Below are 18,196 nucleotides of genomic sequence, written 5' to 3' on the forward strand. Positions count from 1 at the left end.
ATAGTAAAGCATTTGCACCAAAAATGAACATATTACGCTTTAGTATTTGCAAGCAAACCTTCAATAGTGACAAATACTTCATCAAACATAGCTTTATTAAGGCGGTTGGTCTGCACGTTGTAGCGGCTGCTGTGATACGAATCAACCAAATAGCGCCCCTCTGGCAACTCATGAACGGCATTATGGGCAAAGACTGCCGCACTTTGCTTTAGCTGATATGCTTTTAAAACAGCTTGGTGGGCAACTCTACCCAGCGCCAAGACCACCGCCCCCGATGGCAATGCATTAAGCTCGACCGCCAAAAAACGATTGCAAAGGTTAATCTCCGCACCGATAGGTTTGTTTTGCGGCGGCAAACATTTTACCGCGTTGGTAATACGGCAATTATTAAGCACCAATCCATCTTCCAACGATTCGGAAACAGGCCGATTGCCAAAACCAAATTCATATAAAGCCTGATACAGCAACAAGCCTGCATAATCACCCGTAAACGGCCTGCCCGTGGCATTGGCGCCGTGCATACCTGGCGCTAAACCGACCACCAAAAAACGGGCGTTGGCATCACCAAAAGGCGCGACCGGACGGGCGTGGTAGTGCGAATACTGCTGTTTGACTGCGTCCAAAAAGTCAGACAGTCTAGTACAAAGATGGCAGTCTTGATCGAAAAATTTTGTTTGCATAAGGGTTATTGGCGAAACGATGGCGACAAAAAAGGGCCTTTCGGCCCTTTCTGTAATTTTAACAAGCTATTCCGCTTATTCTTTTTCCGCTTCTTTCATGCTCAATCTGACGCGGCCTTGACGGTCGATTTCCAACACTTTGACGCGTACCACATCGCCTTCGTTCAGCTTGTCGCTGACTTTATCGACGTGTTCGTCAGAAATTTGCGAAATATGCACCAAGCCGTCTTTACCCGGCAAAATGGTGACAAATGCGCCGAAGTCCATCAAACGGACCACTTTGCCTTCGTAGATTTTGCCGACTTCGACTTCGTCAGTGATTTCTTCAATCAAACGGCGCGCTTCTTCACCAGCGGCTTTATCAACCGAGGCAATTTTAACCACACCGTCGTCAGTCAAATCAATGCTGGCACCGGTTTGTTCGGTGATGCCACGGATGGTGGCGCCACCTTTGCCGATCACTTCGCGGATTTTGCTAGGATCAATTTTAAAGCTGATGATACGCGGCGCGAAATCAGACATTTCTTCGCGGGTAGACGCTAAAGCTTTATTCATCTCACCCAAGATATGCAAACGGCCTTGTTTGGCTTGTTCCAACGCGGTTTTCATAATCTCGGCAGTGATGCCGTCGATTTTGATGTCCATTTGCAAAGCGGTGATGCCTTGTTCAGAACCCGCCACTTTAAAGTCCATATCACCTAAGTGGTCTTCATCGCCCATGATGTCAGACAAGACGGCAAAACGGTCGCCTTCTTTAATCAGACCCATCGCAATACCGGCTACGGGGAATTTAATGGGTACGCCAGCATCCATCAAAGCCAAGCTGCTGCCGCAGACGGAAGCCATTGAGCTGGAACCGTTCGATTCGGTAATTTCAGAAACCACGCGGATGGTATACGGGAATTCTTCCATATTCGGCAACACCGCCGCCACGCCACGTTTTGCCAAGCGACCATGACCGATTTCACGGCGTTTTGGCGAACCGACTTGACCAGTTTCGCCCACGCTGTACGGAGGGAAATTGTAGTGCAACATAAACGGTTCTTTGTATTCACCCGCCAATGCATCAATGATTTGCGCATCACGTTGTGTGCCTAAAGTCGCCACGACAATCGCTTGGGTTTCACCGCGTGTGAACAAGGCTGAACCATGGGTACGTGGCAATACGCCAGTACGGATGCTGATCGGACGGATGGAGTCCAATGCACGTCCGTCGATACGTTTGCTTTCGTTCAAAATTGCATTGCGGACGATAGTGTATTCCAAGTGTTCGATGATGCCACGGATAGCCATCACATCGTACTCGCCTTCCGCAGTCAGTTTTTCAACAACTGAGTTACGGATAGCTTTGAGCTGTTCTTGTCTGACCAATTTTTCCGGTACTTGGTAAGCGGCTTTGATCGCAGCTTCAACTTCGGCCTTCACCAAACCCACCAATGTTTCATTGGCTTCTGGCGCTGTCCAAGCAATGGCGCTTTTGCCTGCTTCAGCAGCAAATTCGTTAATGGCGTTAATGGCGGTCTGCATTTGCTCGTGACCGAACAAGACTGCGCCCAACATGACTTCTTCTGACAAACCCGCTGCTTCGGATTCAACCATCAACACCGCATGGGCCGTACCGGCAACCACTAAGGTCAATTGCGATTCTTTTAACACGGCAGGCGATGGGTTTAGTACATAAGCACCGTCTTTATAACCCACACAAGCTGCGCCGATAGGTCCGTTAAACGGTAAACCGGACACTGCCAAGGCAGCGGAAGCCCCTAGCAAAGCAGGAATTTCAGGATCCACTTCAGGGTTTAGCGATACGACCGTGGCAACGATTTGCACTTCGTTGGTGTAGCCTTCAGGAAATAACGGGCGGATAGGCCGGTCAATCAGTCGTGAAGTTAAAGTTTCTTGTTCGCTAGGACGGCCTTCGCGTTTAAAAAAACCACCAGGAATTTTGCCCGCTGCGTAGGCTTTTTCCATGTAATTGACAGTCAATGGAAAAAAGTCGCCACCGTTGGCTTCTTTTTTACCGACAACAGTCACCAATAAAGTGGTACCGTCGACATCTATGATGACGGCACCGTCGGCTTGGCGGGCGATTTCGCCGGTTTCCAAGGTGATGGTGCGGTCGCCATACTGAAATTGTTTCCTAATAGGAGTCACTATAAGGTTCCTTTGCGTAGAGGTTATTTAAGATGGGAAGGCTTTTGGTAAAAGCCTCAAAAGCAGAAACGACACCCAAGTGCCGTTTCTTTGATTGCATTACTTGCGTAAACCAAGACGCTCGATTAATGAACGGTAACGGTCATTATCTTTGTTTTTTAAGTAGTCCAACAATTTACGGCGTTGGTTAACCATGCGCAACAAGCCGCGACGGGAATGGTTGTCTTTTTTATGGGCGGCGAAGTGCGGGGTCAAATGGGTGATGTGCGCGGTCAATAAAGCAACTTGCACTTCTGGGGAGCCTGTGTCAGTTTCAGTCAAACGGTATGCTTCGACAACGGCTTTTTTTTGTTCTGCGGTAAATGGCATTGCTAATCCCTATAAGATTAAATGTTAAAAAATAATAAAGCCGATAAAAATCGGCTTTGGTTAGCCCGTATCCGCGATAGGGTGCAGATACCGGCGTTTTATGTCACGTTAGATAGTTTTATTAACGTTGTTCATTGTTTAAATTAAACAATTTTTTCGGTGCTAGTTTACCATCCATTAGCATTTCACCCAACCCCAAAAAGTCGGCGGCGTGGTAGATGCGGACAGTACCTGGCAGGGTTTCAGCCAGCAGGCTTAAGTCTACAATGATGCTTTGCCCATATTTAATGCTTTGGGCTTGCCCGTCAGCCAAGATGACGGCGGGCAGGCTTTGCAAAGGCTCGTCAACGGGCAATAAGCAGTTTTCCAAGGCTTCGCCATCCATTGCTTGCAATTGTTCAAGCGTGTAAGCATCCGTCAAATGGAATTGCCCAGCCTGAACGCGCCGAAGCGCCGTCACTGTCGCGCACGTGCCTAGCGCATGGCCTAAATCTTCCGCCAATGAACGGATGTAAGTGCCTTTTGAACAAGCGACATCCAGTTGCAATTGCCCTTCGGAAAAACCCAGCAAAAGCAGTTGGCTAATGGTGATCCGGCGGGCTTTTCGCTCAACGGTCAGCCCTGCCCTCGCCAGTTCGTATAATTTTTTGCCATTCAGCTTTAAAGCTGAATACATGGGCGGCACTTGTTCAATTTCGCCGGTAAAATCTTGTAAACAAGCGTGTATTTGCTCAAGCGTCAGATCCGGAATGGGCAAGGTATTGATGACAGCCCCTTCGGCATCGCCGGTGTCGGTCATGACGCCCAAACGCACGGTGACGTGGTAGCGTTTGTTGTCGTCCAACATCAGACCGGACACTTTGGTGGCCTCACCAAAGCATAAAGGCAGCAAGCCTGTTGCCAAAGGATCGAGTGCGCCAGTGTGACCCGCTTTGTTGGCATTAAACAAATGCCGCACTTCTTGCAAGGCACGGTTTGAAGACACACCCAGACGCTTATCCAGCAGCACGATGCCATGGACATCGCGCCCCGATTTGCGTTTGCCCATGGCTTATTCCTCGCTAGGCTTTTCTATATTGCTGAGCAATTCCGCCACACGCATACCGGTGTCGAAAGAGTCATCATAATGAAAACGCAGTTCGGAAATATGCCGCAAACGCATCCGTTTTGCCAACAAGTGGCGGATAACGGGCGACAATTCGTTCAACACTTTTACGTTGGCACGTTTACCGGCATCATCGGCATTCAGCACGGTGACGTAAATTTTTGCCACCGCCAAATCTTTGGTGACATCGACTTCGTTAATAGTGACAAAGCCCAAACGGCTGTCGTCAATTTCACGCTGCAAAATAAATGACAATTCCTTTTGCATTTGTGACGACACGCGGGCATTACGCCCAAACTCTTTTGGCATAGTCTTTATAAAACCCGTCTGACTTCAGTGCGTTCAAAGACTTCGATTTGATCGCCGGCTTGCACATCGTTGTAGTTTTTAACGCCAATACCGCACTCCATGCCCATTTTGACTTCGCTAGCGTCGTCTTTAAAGCGGCGTAGCGATTCCAATTGGCCTTCGTAAATCACCACGTTTTCGCGCAAGACACGGATCGGCAAGTTTTTCTTGACGTAACCTTCCACCACCATACAACCGGCAATCGCGCCAAATTTGGGTGATTTGAAGACATCGCGCACCTCGGCAAGACCGACGATTTGTTCTTTGATTTCCGGCGCCAACATGCCGCTGATGGATTTTTTGACTTCGTCGATGGCATCGTAAATGACGCTGTAATAATGCAAATCCACGCCTTTTTCTTCGATCAGCTTTCTGGCGGTGGCATCAGCACGGACGTTAAAGCCCATCAAGATAGCGCCCGAGGCCAAGGCCAAGTTGACGTCGCCTTCGTTAATGCCGCCGACGCCTCCAAAGATGACCTTAACTTCCACTTCCTCATTCGACAAGGCGACCAGCGAACCGCGCAATGCTTCAAGACTGCCTTGCACGTCGGTTTTGATAACCAAGTTGACGCTGGCGATTTCGCCGGAAGCCATTCTGGAAAACACTTCATCCAATTTGGACGCTTGTTGCGCCGCATGACGGGTCGATTTTTTGCGCTCTTCACGATGTTTCGCCAAGTCTTTGGCAACCCGCTCGTTTTGCACCACCAAAAATTCGTCGCCTGCATTCGGTGTGCCGGACAAGCCTAAAATTTCCACCGGCACTGAAGGGCCCGCTTCTTTGATGACTTTGCCGTTTTCGTTGAACATGGCGCGCACGCGACCGTATTCATGACCGCATAGGATCATTTGTCCGTTTTCCAGCGTACCTTTTTGGATCAACACGGTTGCGACCGCACCGCGGCCTTTGTCCAAACGCGATTCGATGACGATACCGGAAGCCGCACCTTCGACAGGGGCTTTCAGTTCCAAAATCTCGGTTTGTACAATCAAGGATTCAATCAAATCGTCGATGCCTTCACCGGTTTTGGCGGAAATTTTCAGGAACTGCACATCACCGCCCCATTCCTCTGCCAACACATTGATGGCTGACAATTCTTGCATGACTTTGTCAGGGTTGGCATCGGGCTTGTCGATTTTGTTCATGGCGACAATAATCGGCACGTTGGCAGCTCTGGCGTGTTCAACGGCTTCTTTGGTTTGTGGCATCACGCCGTCATCAGCGGCGACCACCACGATGACCACGTCGGTGACGTGTGCACCACGCGCCCGCATGGCGGTAAACGCAGCGTGGCCTGGGGTGTCAAGGAAGGTGACCGAACCGTGGTCAGTTTTCACTTGATACGCACCGATATGCTGGGTAATGCCACCCGCTTCGCCAGCAGCAACGCGGGTTTTCCGGATGTAGTCGAGCAACGAAGTTTTACCGTGGTCGACGTGACCCATGATGGTGACAATCGGCGCTCTGGGTTTATGAACACGGTTGTCTTCTTGCAATACCTCGGCGAGCATTTCTTTTTCAAGATCGTCATCGCTTTGCATGATGGCTTTGTGACCCATTTCTTCAACCAGAATAACGGCAGTATCTTGGTCGATACTTTGGTTGATAGTGGCCATAATGCCCAGCTTCATCAAATGCTTGATGACCAAAGCGGCTTTGACGTTCATTTTTTGAGCCAAATCCGACACGATAATGTGTTCAGGTACCGTCACATCGTAAGTGATCGGTGCAACCGGCATTTCAAACTGGTGGCGGCTGTCACTTTGCACGTGGCTTTTTTGGTTTTGCTTGCCACCTTTGCGTTTGTTCCGTTTGCCGTCTTTAGGCGATGGTTTGATTGAGCCTTCTTCCTGTTTTTTACGGAATTGCCCTTCTTGCTTAGCTTCTGCCATTTGCCTTACTTTTTCAGCGTTGCGTTTGATGGATTCTTCAAGACGGCGTTCTTTTTCCTGTTGTTTCTTTTTAGCTTCGTCCGCTTCTTTGTCTTTCAACTTAACAGGCTTATCCTGCTTAACTTTTTTGTCTTCCTTGACTTTTACGGTAGCGTATTTGTCTTCGGGTTCCACTTCCGCGTCATCCGCAATGACATTGGCTACTGGCTCGACGCGTTCCGCAACTGGTTCAGCAACATCTTTCTGAGGCACTTCTGCTTGGACTTCGGCAGTCACCTCAACAGTAACGGGTTCGCTTTCGACGACAGAAACCGGTGCAGCAACTTCCGCAACAATTTCCGCTTCCGGCATGGCGCTTTGCGCCACTTCAGGCTTTTGTTCGCTGGCTTCCAGTTCTTGTGGGCGTTTGATGTAGGTTTTCTTTTTGCGAACCTCAACACTGATGGTTTTGGTCGAGGTGCCAGGCGCGCTGGCTTGCTTGATTTCCATCACTTTGCGGCGTTCCAGTGTGACACGTCGGGGTGCTGAACTATTATCGCCTTCGCTTTTGCCATGACGTTTACGCAAATGGCTCAGCAATTGCATTTTTTCGTCTTCGCTAATCACGTCATCAGGGGCAGTTGCCGATAATCCTGCTTCTTTTAGCTGTTCCAAAAGCCTTTCCAGTGGGATCTTTACCACTTCAGCCAATTGCCGTACTGTCTTATCACTCATATCCTGCCCCTATCCTTACTCACCCATTTCAGCAAACCAAGGCTCACGCGCCTTCATAATTAATTTTGCTGCCCGTTCTTCATCAACGCCTTCGAATTTTACTAAATCATCAACTGATTGTTCCGCCAAATCGTCCATTGTAATAATGCCTTGGCTTGCTAAGTCATAGGCCAAATCGGTGTCCATGCCTTCCATTTCCAGCAAATCTTGCGCCGGTTCTGCCGTTTCAATTTTTTCTTCGGCAGCAATTGCGCTAATCAACAAGGCATCTTTAGCGCGGCTTCTAAGTTCTTCCACCAAATCTTCGTCAAAGCCTTCGATCTCCAACATTTCACTGACCGGCACGTAGGCGATTTCTTCAACCGCATTAAAGCCCACTTCCATCAGAATGGTGGCGATGTCTTCATCGATGTCGAGCTGATCCATGAATAACTGAATGGTTTTTTGCGCTTCTTCTTCACTGTTTTGTGAGGCTTTGGAAGCATCGATCACATTCAGTTCCCAACCTGTCAACTGCGAGGCCAAGCGCACGTTCTGACCACCCCGACCAATGGCTTGGGAGAGGTTTTCAGAAGCCACTGCCAAATCCATGCTGTGTTTGTCTTCATCAACAATAATCGATTGGATTTCCGCAGGCGACATGGCGTTGATGACATATTGCGCTTCGCTAGGATTCCAAAGGATGATGTCAACGCGCTCGCCAGCCAATTCGTTGGTGACCGACTGCACGCGCGAGCCGCGCATACCGACGCAAGCACCGACTGGATCCATACGTGGGTCGTTGCTTTTGACCGCCAGTTTGGCCCTTGAGCCAGGATCGCGCGCCGCGCCCATGATGGTGATTTTGCCTTCGCTGATTTCCGGCACTTCCAAGCGGAATAAAGCGATCAACAATTCTGGCGCGGTACGGCTAACAAACAGTTGCGGGCCACGCTGTTCTAAGCGCACGTCTTTAAGGTAGCCACGCACACGGTCGCCAATACGGATGGATTCACGCGGGATCATGTCTTCTTTGGCGACAAACGCTTCAACATGACCGCCCAAATCCAAATATAAACTGCCTTTTTCTATGCGTTTGACAATACCGGTGATAAGTTCACCAATGCGGTGTTTGTAAGCATCGACGATTTTTTTACGCTCGGCTTCACGGACTTTATGGATAATGGCCTGTTTGGCATGTTGTGCGGCGATACGGCCAAATTCGACCGATTCAATTTCTTCTTCGACAACATCCCCTACTTTTATATCAGGGTCATCCAATTGCGCCACTTCCAGCAGCACTTGGGTGGTCGGAAACTCAACATCGCCATCCAGCAGCGGGTTGGCATCAACAACATCCCATTGGCGATAAGTTGAATAATCGCCGGTTTTCCGGTCGATATGGACTCTGGCTTTTATCGGGTTGAGGTGGCGTTTAATGGTAGCCGCTTCCAATGCCGACTCGATGGCCTGAAAGACGATTTCCTTTTCAATTTCCTTTTCATTGGAGAAAACCTCGACTACCAACAAAATCTCTTTATTTGCCATTTGCAGCTCCTTTTCCGATATTTTTATTGAATGAACTTAAGTCAGGCACTAAACGTGCTTTACTCATGGCACTAAATGGCACGCCGTATGACTGCCCAGCCTCCACCAATGTGATGGTTTCCCCCTCCACCTTGTCGATCAGGCCGGTAATTTTGCGTCTACCGTTGAAAGGTTTGAATAAGCTGACCAATACCTTGCTGCCAATATACCGCTCAAACTGGCTGATTTTGAAAAAAGGCCGGTCTTCACCGGGTGAAGAAATTTCTAATTGATAGACATCGGATATGGGGTCTTCCACATCCAATACACCACTGACTTGATGGCTGACTTTGCTGCAATCATCAACGTTGATGCCGTTTTCGCTATCAATATAAATTCTTAGGCAGCCATTTTTGGGATGGGGATAATATTCAACCCCAACACATTCATAGCCTAAACCTTCAACAATTGGCTCTATCAAGTCAACCAAATGCTCAGGAGCCTGCTTCATTGTTTCCTCACTTACTTTCGCACAAAAAAAAAGAGCCTACGGCTCTTCCATAACTCATCATGTCAGCTTCCAAAACCGAAGCCCATAAATTAAAAAACCCCAAAAAGGGGTTTCTTTGTCTGGTAGCGGGGGCTGGATTTGAACCAACGACCTTCGGGTTATGAGCCCGACGAGCTACCAAGCTGCTCCACCCCGCGATTAATAAAGCGATTATACTGATATTTTAATAAATATCAATTCTTTTATAAATTTAAATGCATTTATTTTCTAACATCAAAAAACTTACAGCCATGAACGCAACGCCCACAACAGTATTGCTGCAAATACGCCCGCCAACACATCGTCCAGCATAATGCCAAAACCGCCTTGCACTTTCCTGTCTGCCCATTTGATGGGCCAGGGTTTGACAATGTCAAAAAATCTGAACAGGACAAAACCCAAACCAACGTTTTGCCAAGTTGGCGGTACTGCCCACATGGTGATAAGCAAACCGGCGATTTCATCCCAGACGATACCACCAAAATCGTGTTCACCGAGCTTTTTGGCGGCAACATCACAAATCCAAATACCTACCACCGTTGCCAACAAGGTCAGTAAGCTGTAAACCAGTAAATCGGTTTGGGCAATCAGAAGATATAAAGGAATGCCGGCAACCGTACCGAACGTACCCGGCGCTTTTTTTGCCAAACCCGACCCAAAACCAAACGCCAAGAACAGCACAGGATCGGTCAAAATCTGTTTGGGCGTGAGTTTGTTGCGCCCCACTTCATTAAGAAAAATGTTCAAAGCCTTTTACCGTCAGGGGCTGGGTTTGCCCAGCTTTGGTTAAACGCAAACCGGATGCTGGTTCAATGACACCAATTTTTGTACAGGGAAAATCACAAATCTCTGCAAACTCGTCAGCTTTATCGGCACCGACGGTAAAGCACAATTCATAATCATCGCCCGCGACCAAAGGCATCGCCCAATCGCCGGTATCATCAATATAAGTGTGTACGGCGGCTGACAGCGGCAAGGCTTGCCAATCCAAACAAGCACCGACGTGGCTTTGCTGCAGAATATGTCCCAAATCGCTTGCCAAACCGTCCGACAAATCAATGCAGGCGTTGGCATAATCGACCAACTGCAAACCTGCTGCAATCTGCGGATCAGGCTGATGAAAACGCCGCAACGCGGCAGCGGGGTTTTGACAAACATAGCCTTGGGCGATTTTTAAACCCAAACCCGCATCGCCTAGCGAACCAGTCAGATAGATGGCATCACCCACTTGCGCCGATGAGCGTTTTAAAGCTTTCCCGGCAGGTACAATCCCCATCGCCTGAACCGTTAACGTCAATGGCCCTGAAGTGGTGTCGCCGCCAATCAAATCGACTTGGTAACGCGCCGCCAAATTCAGCAAGCCTTTGGCAAAAGCAGCCAACCAAACTTCATCGGCGGCGGGCAAAGTCAGTGCCAACGTAATGGCAATCGGCTTAGCGCCCATGCTAGCCAAATCGCTTAAATTGACTGCCAGCAACTTATGGCCTAGAAGCTCCGGATCAGCACCGGCAAAAAAGTGGATGTTCTCCACCATCGTATCGGTGGTGATCGCCAACTCATAACCACTCGGTACCGCCAAGAGCGCACAATCATCGCCAACTCCCAAACGGGTGCTGCTATTTTTAGGCGTATGCTTAAAATATTTTTCGATGATGTTAAATTCTGCCATCCGCCTAAGTGCCTGCGTTATTTTTTAGCGGCTCTGGCCTTAACTTCCACCGCCCGTTTTTGCTGGGCGACTTTATCCAAAATACCGTTCACATAGCGGTGGCTGCCATCGGCACCAAAATGCTTAGCCAAATTAATGCTTTCATTAATAATGACCCGATACGGCATATCCAAGCGATACATCAGCTCGTAAGTACCCAAACGTAAAACCGCCCGTTCTACAGGATCGATCATATCCACTTGGCGGTCAACAAACTGGGTTAGGATTTCATCGATCTCGTCCAGATGTTCCGGTACACCGTGGAACAATTCCGTGAAATAATTTTTTTGGGCATCTTTTAAGCGGTCTTCTTCGTGAAACTGGACTTCGATTTGACTTAAATTTTGTCCGGTCATCTGCCATTGGTATAAGGCTTGGACTGCCGCCTGCCTGGCATGGGTGCGGGCCTGGCTCATCAAACTTCCATATTTTTGAACAAGCTGACCATCTCGATAGCAGACAACGCCGCTTCCGCACCTTTGTTACCGGCTTTTGTGCCTGCGCGTTCAATAGCTTGTTCGATGGTATCAACGGTCAACACACCAAAACTGACGGGAACGTCGTATTGCAAAGACACCTGCGCCAAACCTTTCACGCACTCGCCCGCCACATATTCAAAATGCGGCGTGCCGCCACGGATCACCGCACCAATGGCGATAATCGCATCGTACTTTTTGCTGGCGGCAACACGCTGCACCACCATCGGTAATTCAAAAGCACCGGGGGCTTTAACGATATGGATGTCGTCTTTATCAGCGCCATGACGCACCAACGCATCAATTGCACCGCCTTCCAGCTGGTCAACAATAAAGCTGTTAAAGCGTGAAGCGACGATGCAGAATTTGCCGCCTTGGGCAGAAAATATCCCTTCAAAGGTTTTTATTTTTGACATTTTTTTCTCTATAGTTGAACAGTACAGGCCACTCACAGCCCATAAACCAAGCGGATGCTGTTATTTTTCGCAACGAAACAGCGCCGAAAATTTAATCGGATAGGTTAGCATCAAATGCCTCCCTGTGGAACCAGCCCACACTTAACAACGCCCCACTTCACCAACAGGAACCTATTTAATGGCAAAAATTAACACGATTATTTTTGATTTGGGCGGCGTCATCATCAATTTGGACATCCCGCGCACCACCCGCGCTTTTGAAGAACTAGGGGCAGCGAACTTTAACGAAAGCTACAGCCAATTGGCGCAAACGCCGTTGTTTGACGCGTTTGACAAAGGCTTGGTTTCGGAAACTGTTTTTTTCACCAACCTAAAACAACAGTTTGGGCTACCGCAGCCTATCGCCCGACTAGAACAGGCTTGGAATGCCATGCTGCTGGATTTCCCCGCCCATCGGCTTGAACAATTGCTGGACTACAAACAACGCTACAACCTGTTTTTGCTCAGCAACACCAATGTCACGCACGTGTGCGCCTTTGAAAAAACCTTATGGGATAGCCATAAAACCGCCAACTTACAGCCTTTTTTCCACAAAGTTTATTATTCTTGCGACATAGGCCTGCGCAAACCCGATGTGGAAATCTTCGAATTTGTGCTTGCCGACAATAGCTTAAAACCAGAAGAAACGGTGTTTATTGACGATACGCTCATGCACGTGGAAGCGGCACGTAGCTTGGGCATTAAGGCGGTACATTTGCCTAAGGGGGAAGAATTTAGTGCGGTTTTGGATGTTGTCCTTTAACGCACTACAACCGACATTTTTATTTCATTTCGCTGATTAATTGGCAATTGCTGGAATGAAGCAAATTGGCGCTATCTTTAAATCCAGTCAAGTGGTTGGAGTTAATTTTTAGGGTAATTCATAATTTGGTTGGTCACATGATTCTCCTATTTCGACTCCTAGTTGACATTCGAAGCTTGGCACTCAATGTCGACAGGGATCCAATGAGAACTGCCATTCAACGCCTGCGTCCATTGCCCCGAGCCGAGAAACTTAAAAACCAAGAGCCTGTGGCACGGATGTGCTGGAAAGGTTCTTTAGACAGGTGTGTTGATTGAGAATGCCAGGTAATTATTAATCGTCTCAAAAGTTTCCGTCCGCCCGACACGCTGTATGCCTTAGGATACGACTAAGGTCTATGTGGAAACTTTTGAGACGATTAATATAAAGAAATTACCGATATTACCCGGCTATTTATCCTGGACAGATTTTTCAACAGTGCACTCCTTAAACCTAGCTAAAATTGTTGCCACATTCCACCACAAAGCCCTATCCATATTGTTGATATAGTCTGTGTCTACGTGGTGTATATGATAGTGGGGCGGTGGAGTGGGTAAATGACCGACAGGACTGTGCAATTCATATATTATTTTTGAATGATTCCATCCAACTCTGTGACAAAATTCATCCCAAATATTTTCTCCATTTATCTCAGCAATGATTCCTGCTTGAGCAGAAAACCCAAAGCGCCCATAGCTATATTTCGACCATAACTTATCAAGTATTTTTAAATCCTGGCAAGGAAGTTCATATATATCTCTATCGCCTAAAGTTCCAATCATGCCTGGCATATCCAAAGGGCCAAGGACTTCTCTCCCAGACGATCTGATTAACAAGCGGCTAGATTCTTGATTCGCTTCTTTCCATTGACTTGATTCTAATAAATTGCGCAAAGTATCATAGTTAATACCACAAGCAGACTTGATAACGTTGCATTTATTATAATTTTTTTGAATAGCACGTATTATCTTATCAGCTACGTTAGGCAGTCCTTTTGATGTAGAAGCAGCAAGTTTATCTGCAAGTAGCGGTGAATATTTAATAATGTCATTCTTACCTAGATTATGCCAAATCGGTAAGATAACTTTACCTTGCCCGTCTTCGCGGGCAACGAGTGCATCCAGCTCTTTTTGGGGCCATTCCTTTGCAAAAAAGGCATGGCTTAAAATCACCACTCCAAAATGAGATTGGGAAAGTCCATAGTCAATACTCCTCCGCAAACTATCTCCAAGTGTTAACTCAAAGTCGTCAAGCCATACTAAAATTCCATACTTTTGGAGAAGAAGTGCCAATGGTCGAGCAATTTCATCTTTATCCTCGCTAGCATGACTTACGAAAATGTCATAGTTCATGTTCTGTGCCTTTCACCAATTATCGATGATACAGTTTAAAGTATTTGAAAATACGCTGGTATTAATCGTCTCAAAAGTTTGCGTCCGCCCAACACGGTGTGCTTTAGGCTAGAACTAAGGTCTATGTGGAAACTTTTGAGACGATTAATATTTTGAGATCGTATCGCGATTGTAACGAAAAAAGCCCTTTAAAATTAATGAGTCGGTAATCGGTATGTACTTTTGGTATTGCTAATTTAAGATAGGTTTTAAATTTTTTAGCCATATTATTCAAATAGATATAAATAAAAAACTCTACGTGTTTAACAATGCCTTGTTTTCCACCTTAGAATGCAATTAGCCAATTAATTTATTCCATTGCGCTTTATGCTCAAACTTTAACGCTTCATCGTCTTCCAGCAATTTGACGTAATTTTCAATAAATTCAAACGTATCATCAAACAAGCGCAAGTAATTTTTCAAAGTAGGCATGATGCCATTAACAATCAATTGGCAACCATGCAAATTCGCAATTTTTCTACTTCATCTTTATGCATTCCAACCGTTGATAGGTTCTGCTTGGCTTGATATTCAATGAAAATATTCTGCGTTTACAACCCTTTGCAGTTCACTATTTGCAGACAAAAGCTGAGTTTTAATCGCAGCAGCGATTTCTTGAATCATTGGGATACAAACAGAATTGCCAATTTGCCGGTAGCGTTCTGAGGTGTTGTCGATCATTTTGAACTCATCAGGGAAGCCCATAATCCGGTAGCATTCTTTGATGGTTAGCTTGCGGACTTTACCTTGGTGGTAAATCCAAAACCGCCCTGACGTTTCTTGTGACGGTAAGGCCGGATGCAAGCCTTCCGTTGAATAAATCCGGTTGGGTTGTTTGTGGACGCGTGACAGATGTTCCGTGCCTGGCCTTACGCCCGCTTTTCTTATGGATTTATTGCGATAGCCAATAAAAATCAAGCCACTGTCTTGTACTTTATAATCGGTCAATAACGTATAAGGTTCATCCAAATATTCAAACACCGCATTTTCTTCCAGAAAATCCTTAAGGACGGGTTTGGGCTTGGTTTGCAAACGGGAAAAATCGAAGGCTTTGCTTTGATGACCCATAATGATGATCCGCTCGCGGTTTTGCGGCACACCGAAGTCAGAAGCGTTCAAAACTGTAGCCGAAACCACATAACCCAATTCTTCCAAATCTTTGATGATGACTTTTAGGGTGTTGCCGTTATCGTGATGAACCAAATGTTTGACGTTTTCCAGGAAAACCACTTTGGGTTTCTTTAAGGCAATAATCTGGAACACGTTATAAATTAAGGTGCCGCGCGTATCTTCAAAACCTTTCATTTTGCCGGATATGCTAAATGGCTGGCAGGGAAATCCTGCCGTTAGCACATCGTGTTCAGGAACAAGGTCTAAATCGAGCGTGGTAATGTCGCCAAAGGGTATGTCACCAAAATTACGCTGATAGGTTTTTTGGGCGTGGGGATTATTTTCACAAGTGAACACACATTGACCATTAACCGCTTGCAACGGGATTCTAAAACCGCCAATCCCTGCGAATAAATCGATAAACGTAAATTCCGGTTTGATTGGCGTTGGAAACGGCACACAAAATTCCGTCAACAAAGAAAGTTGCTGCGGGTAAGTCCAATTAACGGTGCATCTATCTGTAAGCATTAATTTCTTCGGATGGTTTCCAACAGCTCAACCGACATGTTCGGCAACTTCCAAATCAAAGCCGGATAAGGCGATGTATTTTTTCTGAGTGCCTAAGACCTTTAATTTATGCACACCCAAATCCGCCAAAATCCGTGCGCCGGTGCCGGTGGTGCGCCAGTCGGGATCGTTATTTTGTCCGGCGTTGGCAATGCCATTGTCCGCCAATTGATAAGCGTGGATCAGTTCGGCGAGGGCTTTGTTGTTTTCGCTTTGGCGGATAATCACCAACACGCCATTCCCTTCTTCAGCAATCTTTTGCATGGCCAAGCGCACGGGCATATTGCAATCGCTGCGTTTGGAGGCAAAGACATCATCCAATAAATTGCGGGCATGGACGCGGACTAATACTGGCTCTTCGCCAGATACTTTGCCCATAACCAAGGCCAAATGCAGATTGTCATCGTTGCGGTCTTGGTAAGCATACAAACGGAAATCGCCGAATTCGGTGGGATAAGCGCATTCGCTGATGCGCTCCAAGGTGTTTTCGTGCTGGATGCGGTAATGGATAAGGTCGGCAATGGTGCCGATTTTTAAGCCGTGTTCTTGGGCAAATACTTCCAAATCCGGCCTGCGTGCCATCGAGCCATCTTCATTGAGGATTTCAACAATGACCGCAGCAGGCTCTGCGTCCGCCAAACGCGCCAAATCGCAGCCTGCTTCGGTGTGTCCGGCGCGGTTTAACACGCCGCCCGATTTTGCCATCAACGGGAATATATGACCAGGCTGCACCAAATCATCGGGCTTGGCATTTGCAGCAACGGCAGCTTGGATGGTGCGGGCGCGGTCGGCTGCGGAAATGCCAGTGGTTACGCCCGTCGCCGCTTCAATCGACACGGTGAAGTTGGTCGAATGCGGGGTTTTATTTTCGTTGACCATCAACGGCAAGCGCAATTGCTGGCAACGTTCCGGCGTTAAAGTCAGGCAAATAAGGCCGCGACCGTATCGCGCCATAAAATTGACATCTTCAGGGCGGGTAAAAGAAGCCGCCATAACCAAGTCGCCTTCGTTCTCGCGGTCTTCGTCATCCATAATGATGACCATTTTGCCTTGGCGTAAATCTTCGATAATTTCTTCGATGGTATTCATCAAATGTCCGAGTTAGTTTGAAAGTAGTTGTAATTTAGGCTTTTACGAATTTACCATCTTATATTCAAGATAAATACCTAGGAACCAGCCCGAAAAACCTAGCAATAGCCAAGCTACAAGACCCCAAATAGAAAACTCTGATGTAACAAGATACCAAGCAAATAGTATTTCCATTAGGATGATGCCAAAGGCATTGCCGTGTTCCCTATCATGTTTATAAGAGATTATATATTCAGGAGAGAATAGAGAAGTTTGATGTTGAGCAGGAGTTATCCTTGATCGGATGAATAGATTGTCCAGCAAAGTTAAAATACTGGTATCGTCCTTTTTTTCTGATCTAATCTGATCTCTTTTTTTAGTGGAATCTTTTAAATACTTAAAAACTCTTCTAGCGAAAAGAAAGCTAATAATTGAAATGATAGAGAATATAAATAATGGAAAGCTTTGAAAAATAAGAGACGATGCAATTACTACCAAATAAAAAATATAAATAAACCACATTTTGTCTTTTTTAGTTTTATCTAAAAATATACCTCGAAAAATATGGAGGTAGAAAATTGGGATGGATGATATATACATATACAAAAATCCAAAAACTCCCACTACAAAAATATTGGCAAAGTTTATTTCGGTAATATCTATTTTGGAGCTTTTATTTGTTATAAAGCTAGACTCGCTGGAAGTTGCTGTTTCCTCTAGCGGATGATTTTTTTCTGGATTTATTGGAATAATTTCTTTCGATGTAACAAAAATAAAACCGAAAACAGCACCTGGAAGGGGATGTTCTGAAAAATAGTTACATAAGGCAGTACTTTTGAATTTGTCGTAGTCGCAGCAAAGGCTTTTTTGGATTTCTCCACCATGAAATCCAACCAAATAAAACAACACCAATACAGCAAAAATATTTGCTGCTAAGTAACGGACAAGATAAAACTCCCACCAGCGTTGATGTTCACTCATGATTAGCCTTTGTTAATGCGTTTAAAATTTCTGTGCTGGTGTTTAAAACGATTTTCACAAATTTACCAATTATTTACGGTGTCTACGTCTTCCAAAACACAGGGTTCGGCGATTATAAAGCCTTGACCGAAATGTTCTGTTAAACGCGTCTTAAAACCATCAAAATCCAAACCAGCCAGGTGGGCTGCTCTGGCAAAACTCAGTTTTCCAGCATGATATAAACTCGCTGCCAAAAAGAACTCAGCAGCATGATGGCCTAGCGGTTGCAGGATGTCGTCGAATTCCGGTTGTAATTGTAGGAGCATGGTAATGTCCTT

19 protein-coding genes and 1 tRNA gene are annotated in these 18,196 nt (G+C 46.5%); 1 reads left to right on the forward strand and 19 read right to left on the reverse strand.

Annotated features, from left to right (window positions below):
* Positions 1-32: 32 nt before the first annotated feature.
* The 13 genes from ACYQ1O_RS03475 to ribH all read right to left on the reverse strand — a co-directional run bounded on the left by ACYQ1O_RS03475 (position 33) and on the right by ribH (position 11,921).
* Entirely contained in the window at positions 33-680 is a 648-nt protein-coding gene (locus tag ACYQ1O_RS03475; protein ID WP_459990241.1) for a uracil-DNA glycosylase, read from the reverse strand.
* 75 nt (positions 681-755) lie between these two features.
* A complete protein-coding gene (pnp, locus tag ACYQ1O_RS03480; protein WP_459990242.1) occupies positions 756-2,834 on the reverse strand; it encodes a polyribonucleotide nucleotidyltransferase in 2,079 nt (692 codons plus the stop codon).
* 99 nt (positions 2,835-2,933) lie between these two features.
* The gene (rpsO, locus tag ACYQ1O_RS03485; protein WP_459990243.1) at positions 2,934-3,203 is read right to left on the reverse strand and encodes a 30S ribosomal protein S15; all 270 of its coding nucleotides are present in this window, start codon (positions 3,201-3,203) and stop codon (positions 2,934-2,936) included.
* 121 nt (positions 3,204-3,324) lie between these two features.
* A complete protein-coding gene (gene truB, locus ACYQ1O_RS03490; RefSeq protein ID WP_459990244.1) occupies positions 3,325-4,251 on the reverse strand; it encodes a tRNA pseudouridine(55) synthase TruB in 927 nt (308 codons plus the stop codon).
* Between the two features lie 3 nt (positions 4,252-4,254).
* Positions 4,255-4,617, reverse strand: coding sequence for a 30S ribosome-binding factor RbfA (gene rbfA / locus ACYQ1O_RS03495; RefSeq protein ID WP_459990245.1), 363 nt, complete (start codon positions 4,615-4,617; stop codon positions 4,255-4,257).
* A 5-nt stretch (positions 4,618-4,622) separates the two neighbouring features.
* Positions 4,623-7,265, reverse strand: coding sequence for a translation initiation factor IF-2 (gene infB / locus ACYQ1O_RS03500; protein ID WP_459990246.1), 2,643 nt, complete (start codon positions 7,263-7,265; stop codon positions 4,623-4,625).
* 15 nt (positions 7,266-7,280) lie between these two features.
* On the reverse strand, positions 7,281-8,792 hold the full coding sequence (gene nusA, locus ACYQ1O_RS03505; protein ID WP_459990247.1) for a transcription termination factor NusA: 1,512 nt from the start codon (positions 8,790-8,792) through the stop codon (positions 7,281-7,283).
* Positions 8,782-9,282 carry a ribosome maturation factor RimP gene (gene rimP, locus ACYQ1O_RS03510; RefSeq protein WP_459990248.1) on the reverse strand — a complete coding sequence of 167 codons (501 nt, stop codon included), beginning with the start codon at positions 9,280-9,282 and terminating at the stop codon, positions 8,782-8,784. The genes nusA and rimP overlap by 11 nt, the downstream gene beginning before the upstream one ends.
* Before the next feature lie 120 nt (positions 9,283-9,402).
* Positions 9,403-9,479, reverse strand: a tRNA-Met gene (locus tag ACYQ1O_RS03515).
* A gap of 85 nt (positions 9,480-9,564) precedes the next feature.
* Positions 9,565-10,068, reverse strand: coding sequence for a phosphatidylglycerophosphatase A family protein (locus ACYQ1O_RS03520; protein ID WP_459990249.1), 504 nt, complete (start codon positions 10,066-10,068; stop codon positions 9,565-9,567).
* Positions 10,052-10,990: a thiamine-phosphate kinase gene (gene thiL / locus ACYQ1O_RS03525; RefSeq protein WP_459990250.1), complete on the reverse strand. Its 939-nt coding sequence runs from the start codon at positions 10,988-10,990 to the stop codon at positions 10,052-10,054. Before thiL ends, ACYQ1O_RS03520 begins: the two co-directional genes overlap by 17 nt.
* 17 nt (positions 10,991-11,007) lie before the next feature.
* Positions 11,008-11,445, reverse strand: coding sequence for a transcription antitermination factor NusB (gene nusB, locus ACYQ1O_RS03530; RefSeq protein ID WP_459990251.1), 438 nt, complete (start codon positions 11,443-11,445; stop codon positions 11,008-11,010).
* Complete coding sequence (ribH, locus tag ACYQ1O_RS03535; protein ID WP_459990252.1) at positions 11,445-11,921, reverse strand: 6,7-dimethyl-8-ribityllumazine synthase; 477 nt, start codon at positions 11,919-11,921, stop codon at positions 11,445-11,447. The genes nusB and ribH overlap by 1 nt, the downstream gene beginning before the upstream one ends.
* Positions 11,922-12,099: 178 nt before the next feature.
* On the opposite strand from ribH, the gene ACYQ1O_RS03540 reads away from it, so the two are divergent.
* Positions 12,100-12,723, forward strand: coding sequence for an HAD family hydrolase (locus ACYQ1O_RS03540; RefSeq protein ID WP_459990253.1), 624 nt, complete (start codon positions 12,100-12,102; stop codon positions 12,721-12,723).
* A 449-nt stretch (positions 12,724-13,172) separates the two neighbouring features.
* Here ACYQ1O_RS03540 and ACYQ1O_RS03545 read toward each other — a convergent pair whose 3' ends face one another.
* From ACYQ1O_RS03545 to ACYQ1O_RS03570, 6 genes are all read right to left on the reverse strand, one after another.
* Positions 13,173-14,114 (reverse strand): GUN4 domain-containing protein, encoded by a 942-nt coding sequence (locus ACYQ1O_RS03545; RefSeq protein WP_459990254.1) that lies wholly within the window; start codon positions 14,112-14,114, stop codon positions 13,173-13,175.
* Positions 14,115-14,450: 336 nt separating this feature from the next.
* Complete coding sequence (locus ACYQ1O_RS03550) at positions 14,451-14,585, reverse strand: hypothetical protein (protein WP_459990255.1); 135 nt, start codon at positions 14,583-14,585, stop codon at positions 14,451-14,453.
* Between the two features lie 99 nt (positions 14,586-14,684).
* The gene (locus ACYQ1O_RS03555; RefSeq protein WP_459990256.1) at positions 14,685-15,791 is read right to left on the reverse strand and encodes a DNA cytosine methyltransferase; all 1,107 of its coding nucleotides are present in this window, start codon (positions 15,789-15,791) and stop codon (positions 14,685-14,687) included.
* A 27-nt stretch (positions 15,792-15,818) separates the two neighbouring features.
* On the reverse strand, positions 15,819-16,919 hold the full coding sequence (gene ribBA / locus ACYQ1O_RS03560; protein ID WP_459990257.1) for a bifunctional 3,4-dihydroxy-2-butanone-4-phosphate synthase/GTP cyclohydrolase II: 1,101 nt from the start codon (positions 16,917-16,919) through the stop codon (positions 15,819-15,821).
* Between the two features lie 42 nt (positions 16,920-16,961).
* Positions 16,962-17,879, reverse strand: coding sequence for a hypothetical protein (locus ACYQ1O_RS03565; protein WP_459990258.1), 918 nt, complete (start codon positions 17,877-17,879; stop codon positions 16,962-16,964).
* A 62-nt stretch (positions 17,880-17,941) separates the two neighbouring features.
* On the reverse strand, positions 17,942-18,184 hold the full coding sequence (locus tag ACYQ1O_RS03570; protein WP_459990259.1) for a hypothetical protein: 243 nt from the start codon (positions 18,182-18,184) through the stop codon (positions 17,942-17,944).
* Positions 18,185-18,196 lie beyond the last annotated feature (12 nt).

Source organism: Methylosoma difficile (assembly GCF_054657615.1).

Bases quoted from the DNA above. Each gene is read 5' to 3' on its own strand.
- ACYQ1O_RS03475 (WP_459990241.1), bottom strand. From the start codon at position 680: ATGCAAACAAAATTTTTCGATCAAGACTGCCATCTTTGTACTAGACTG.
- rpsO (WP_459990243.1), bottom strand. From the start codon at position 3,203: ATGCCATTTACCGCAGAACAAAAAAAAGCCGTTGTCGAAGCATACCGT.
- truB (WP_459990244.1), bottom strand. From the start codon at position 4,251: ATGGGCAAACGCAAATCGGGGCGCGATGTCCATGGCATCGTGCTGCTG.
- rbfA (WP_459990245.1), bottom strand. From the start codon at position 4,617: ATGCCAAAAGAGTTTGGGCGTAATGCCCGCGTGTCGTCACAAATGCAA.
- infB (WP_459990246.1), bottom strand. From the start codon at position 7,265: ATGAGTGATAAGACAGTACGGCAATTGGCTGAAGTGGTAAAGATCCCA.
- nusA (WP_459990247.1), bottom strand. From the start codon at position 8,792: ATGGCAAATAAAGAGATTTTGTTGGTAGTCGAGGTTTTCTCCAATGAA.
- rimP (WP_459990248.1), bottom strand. From the start codon at position 9,282: ATGAAGCAGGCTCCTGAGCATTTGGTTGACTTGATAGAGCCAATTGTT.
- thiL (WP_459990250.1), bottom strand. From the start codon at position 10,990: ATGGCAGAATTTAACATCATCGAAAAATATTTTAAGCATACGCCTAAA.
- nusB (WP_459990251.1), bottom strand. From the start codon at position 11,445: ATGAGCCAGGCCCGCACCCATGCCAGGCAGGCGGCAGTCCAAGCCTTA.
- ribH (WP_459990252.1), bottom strand. From the start codon at position 11,921: ATGTCAAAAATAAAAACCTTTGAAGGGATATTTTCTGCCCAAGGCGGC.
- ACYQ1O_RS03540 (WP_459990253.1), top strand. From the start codon at position 12,100: ATGGCAAAAATTAACACGATTATTTTTGATTTGGGCGGCGTCATCATC.
- ACYQ1O_RS03545 (WP_459990254.1), bottom strand. From the start codon at position 14,114: ATGAACTATGACATTTTCGTAAGTCATGCTAGCGAGGATAAAGATGAA.
- ACYQ1O_RS03550 (WP_459990255.1), bottom strand. From the start codon at position 14,585: ATGCCTACTTTGAAAAATTACTTGCGCTTGTTTGATGATACGTTTGAA.
- ACYQ1O_RS03555 (WP_459990256.1), bottom strand. From the start codon at position 15,791: ATGCTTACAGATAGATGCACCGTTAATTGGACTTACCCGCAGCAACTT.
- ribBA (WP_459990257.1), bottom strand. From the start codon at position 16,919: ATGAATACCATCGAAGAAATTATCGAAGATTTACGCCAAGGCAAAATG.
- ACYQ1O_RS03565 (WP_459990258.1), bottom strand. From the start codon at position 17,879: ATGAGTGAACATCAACGCTGGTGGGAGTTTTATCTTGTCCGTTACTTA.
- ACYQ1O_RS03570 (WP_459990259.1), bottom strand. From the start codon at position 18,184: ATGCTCCTACAATTACAACCGGAATTCGACGACATCCTGCAACCGCTA.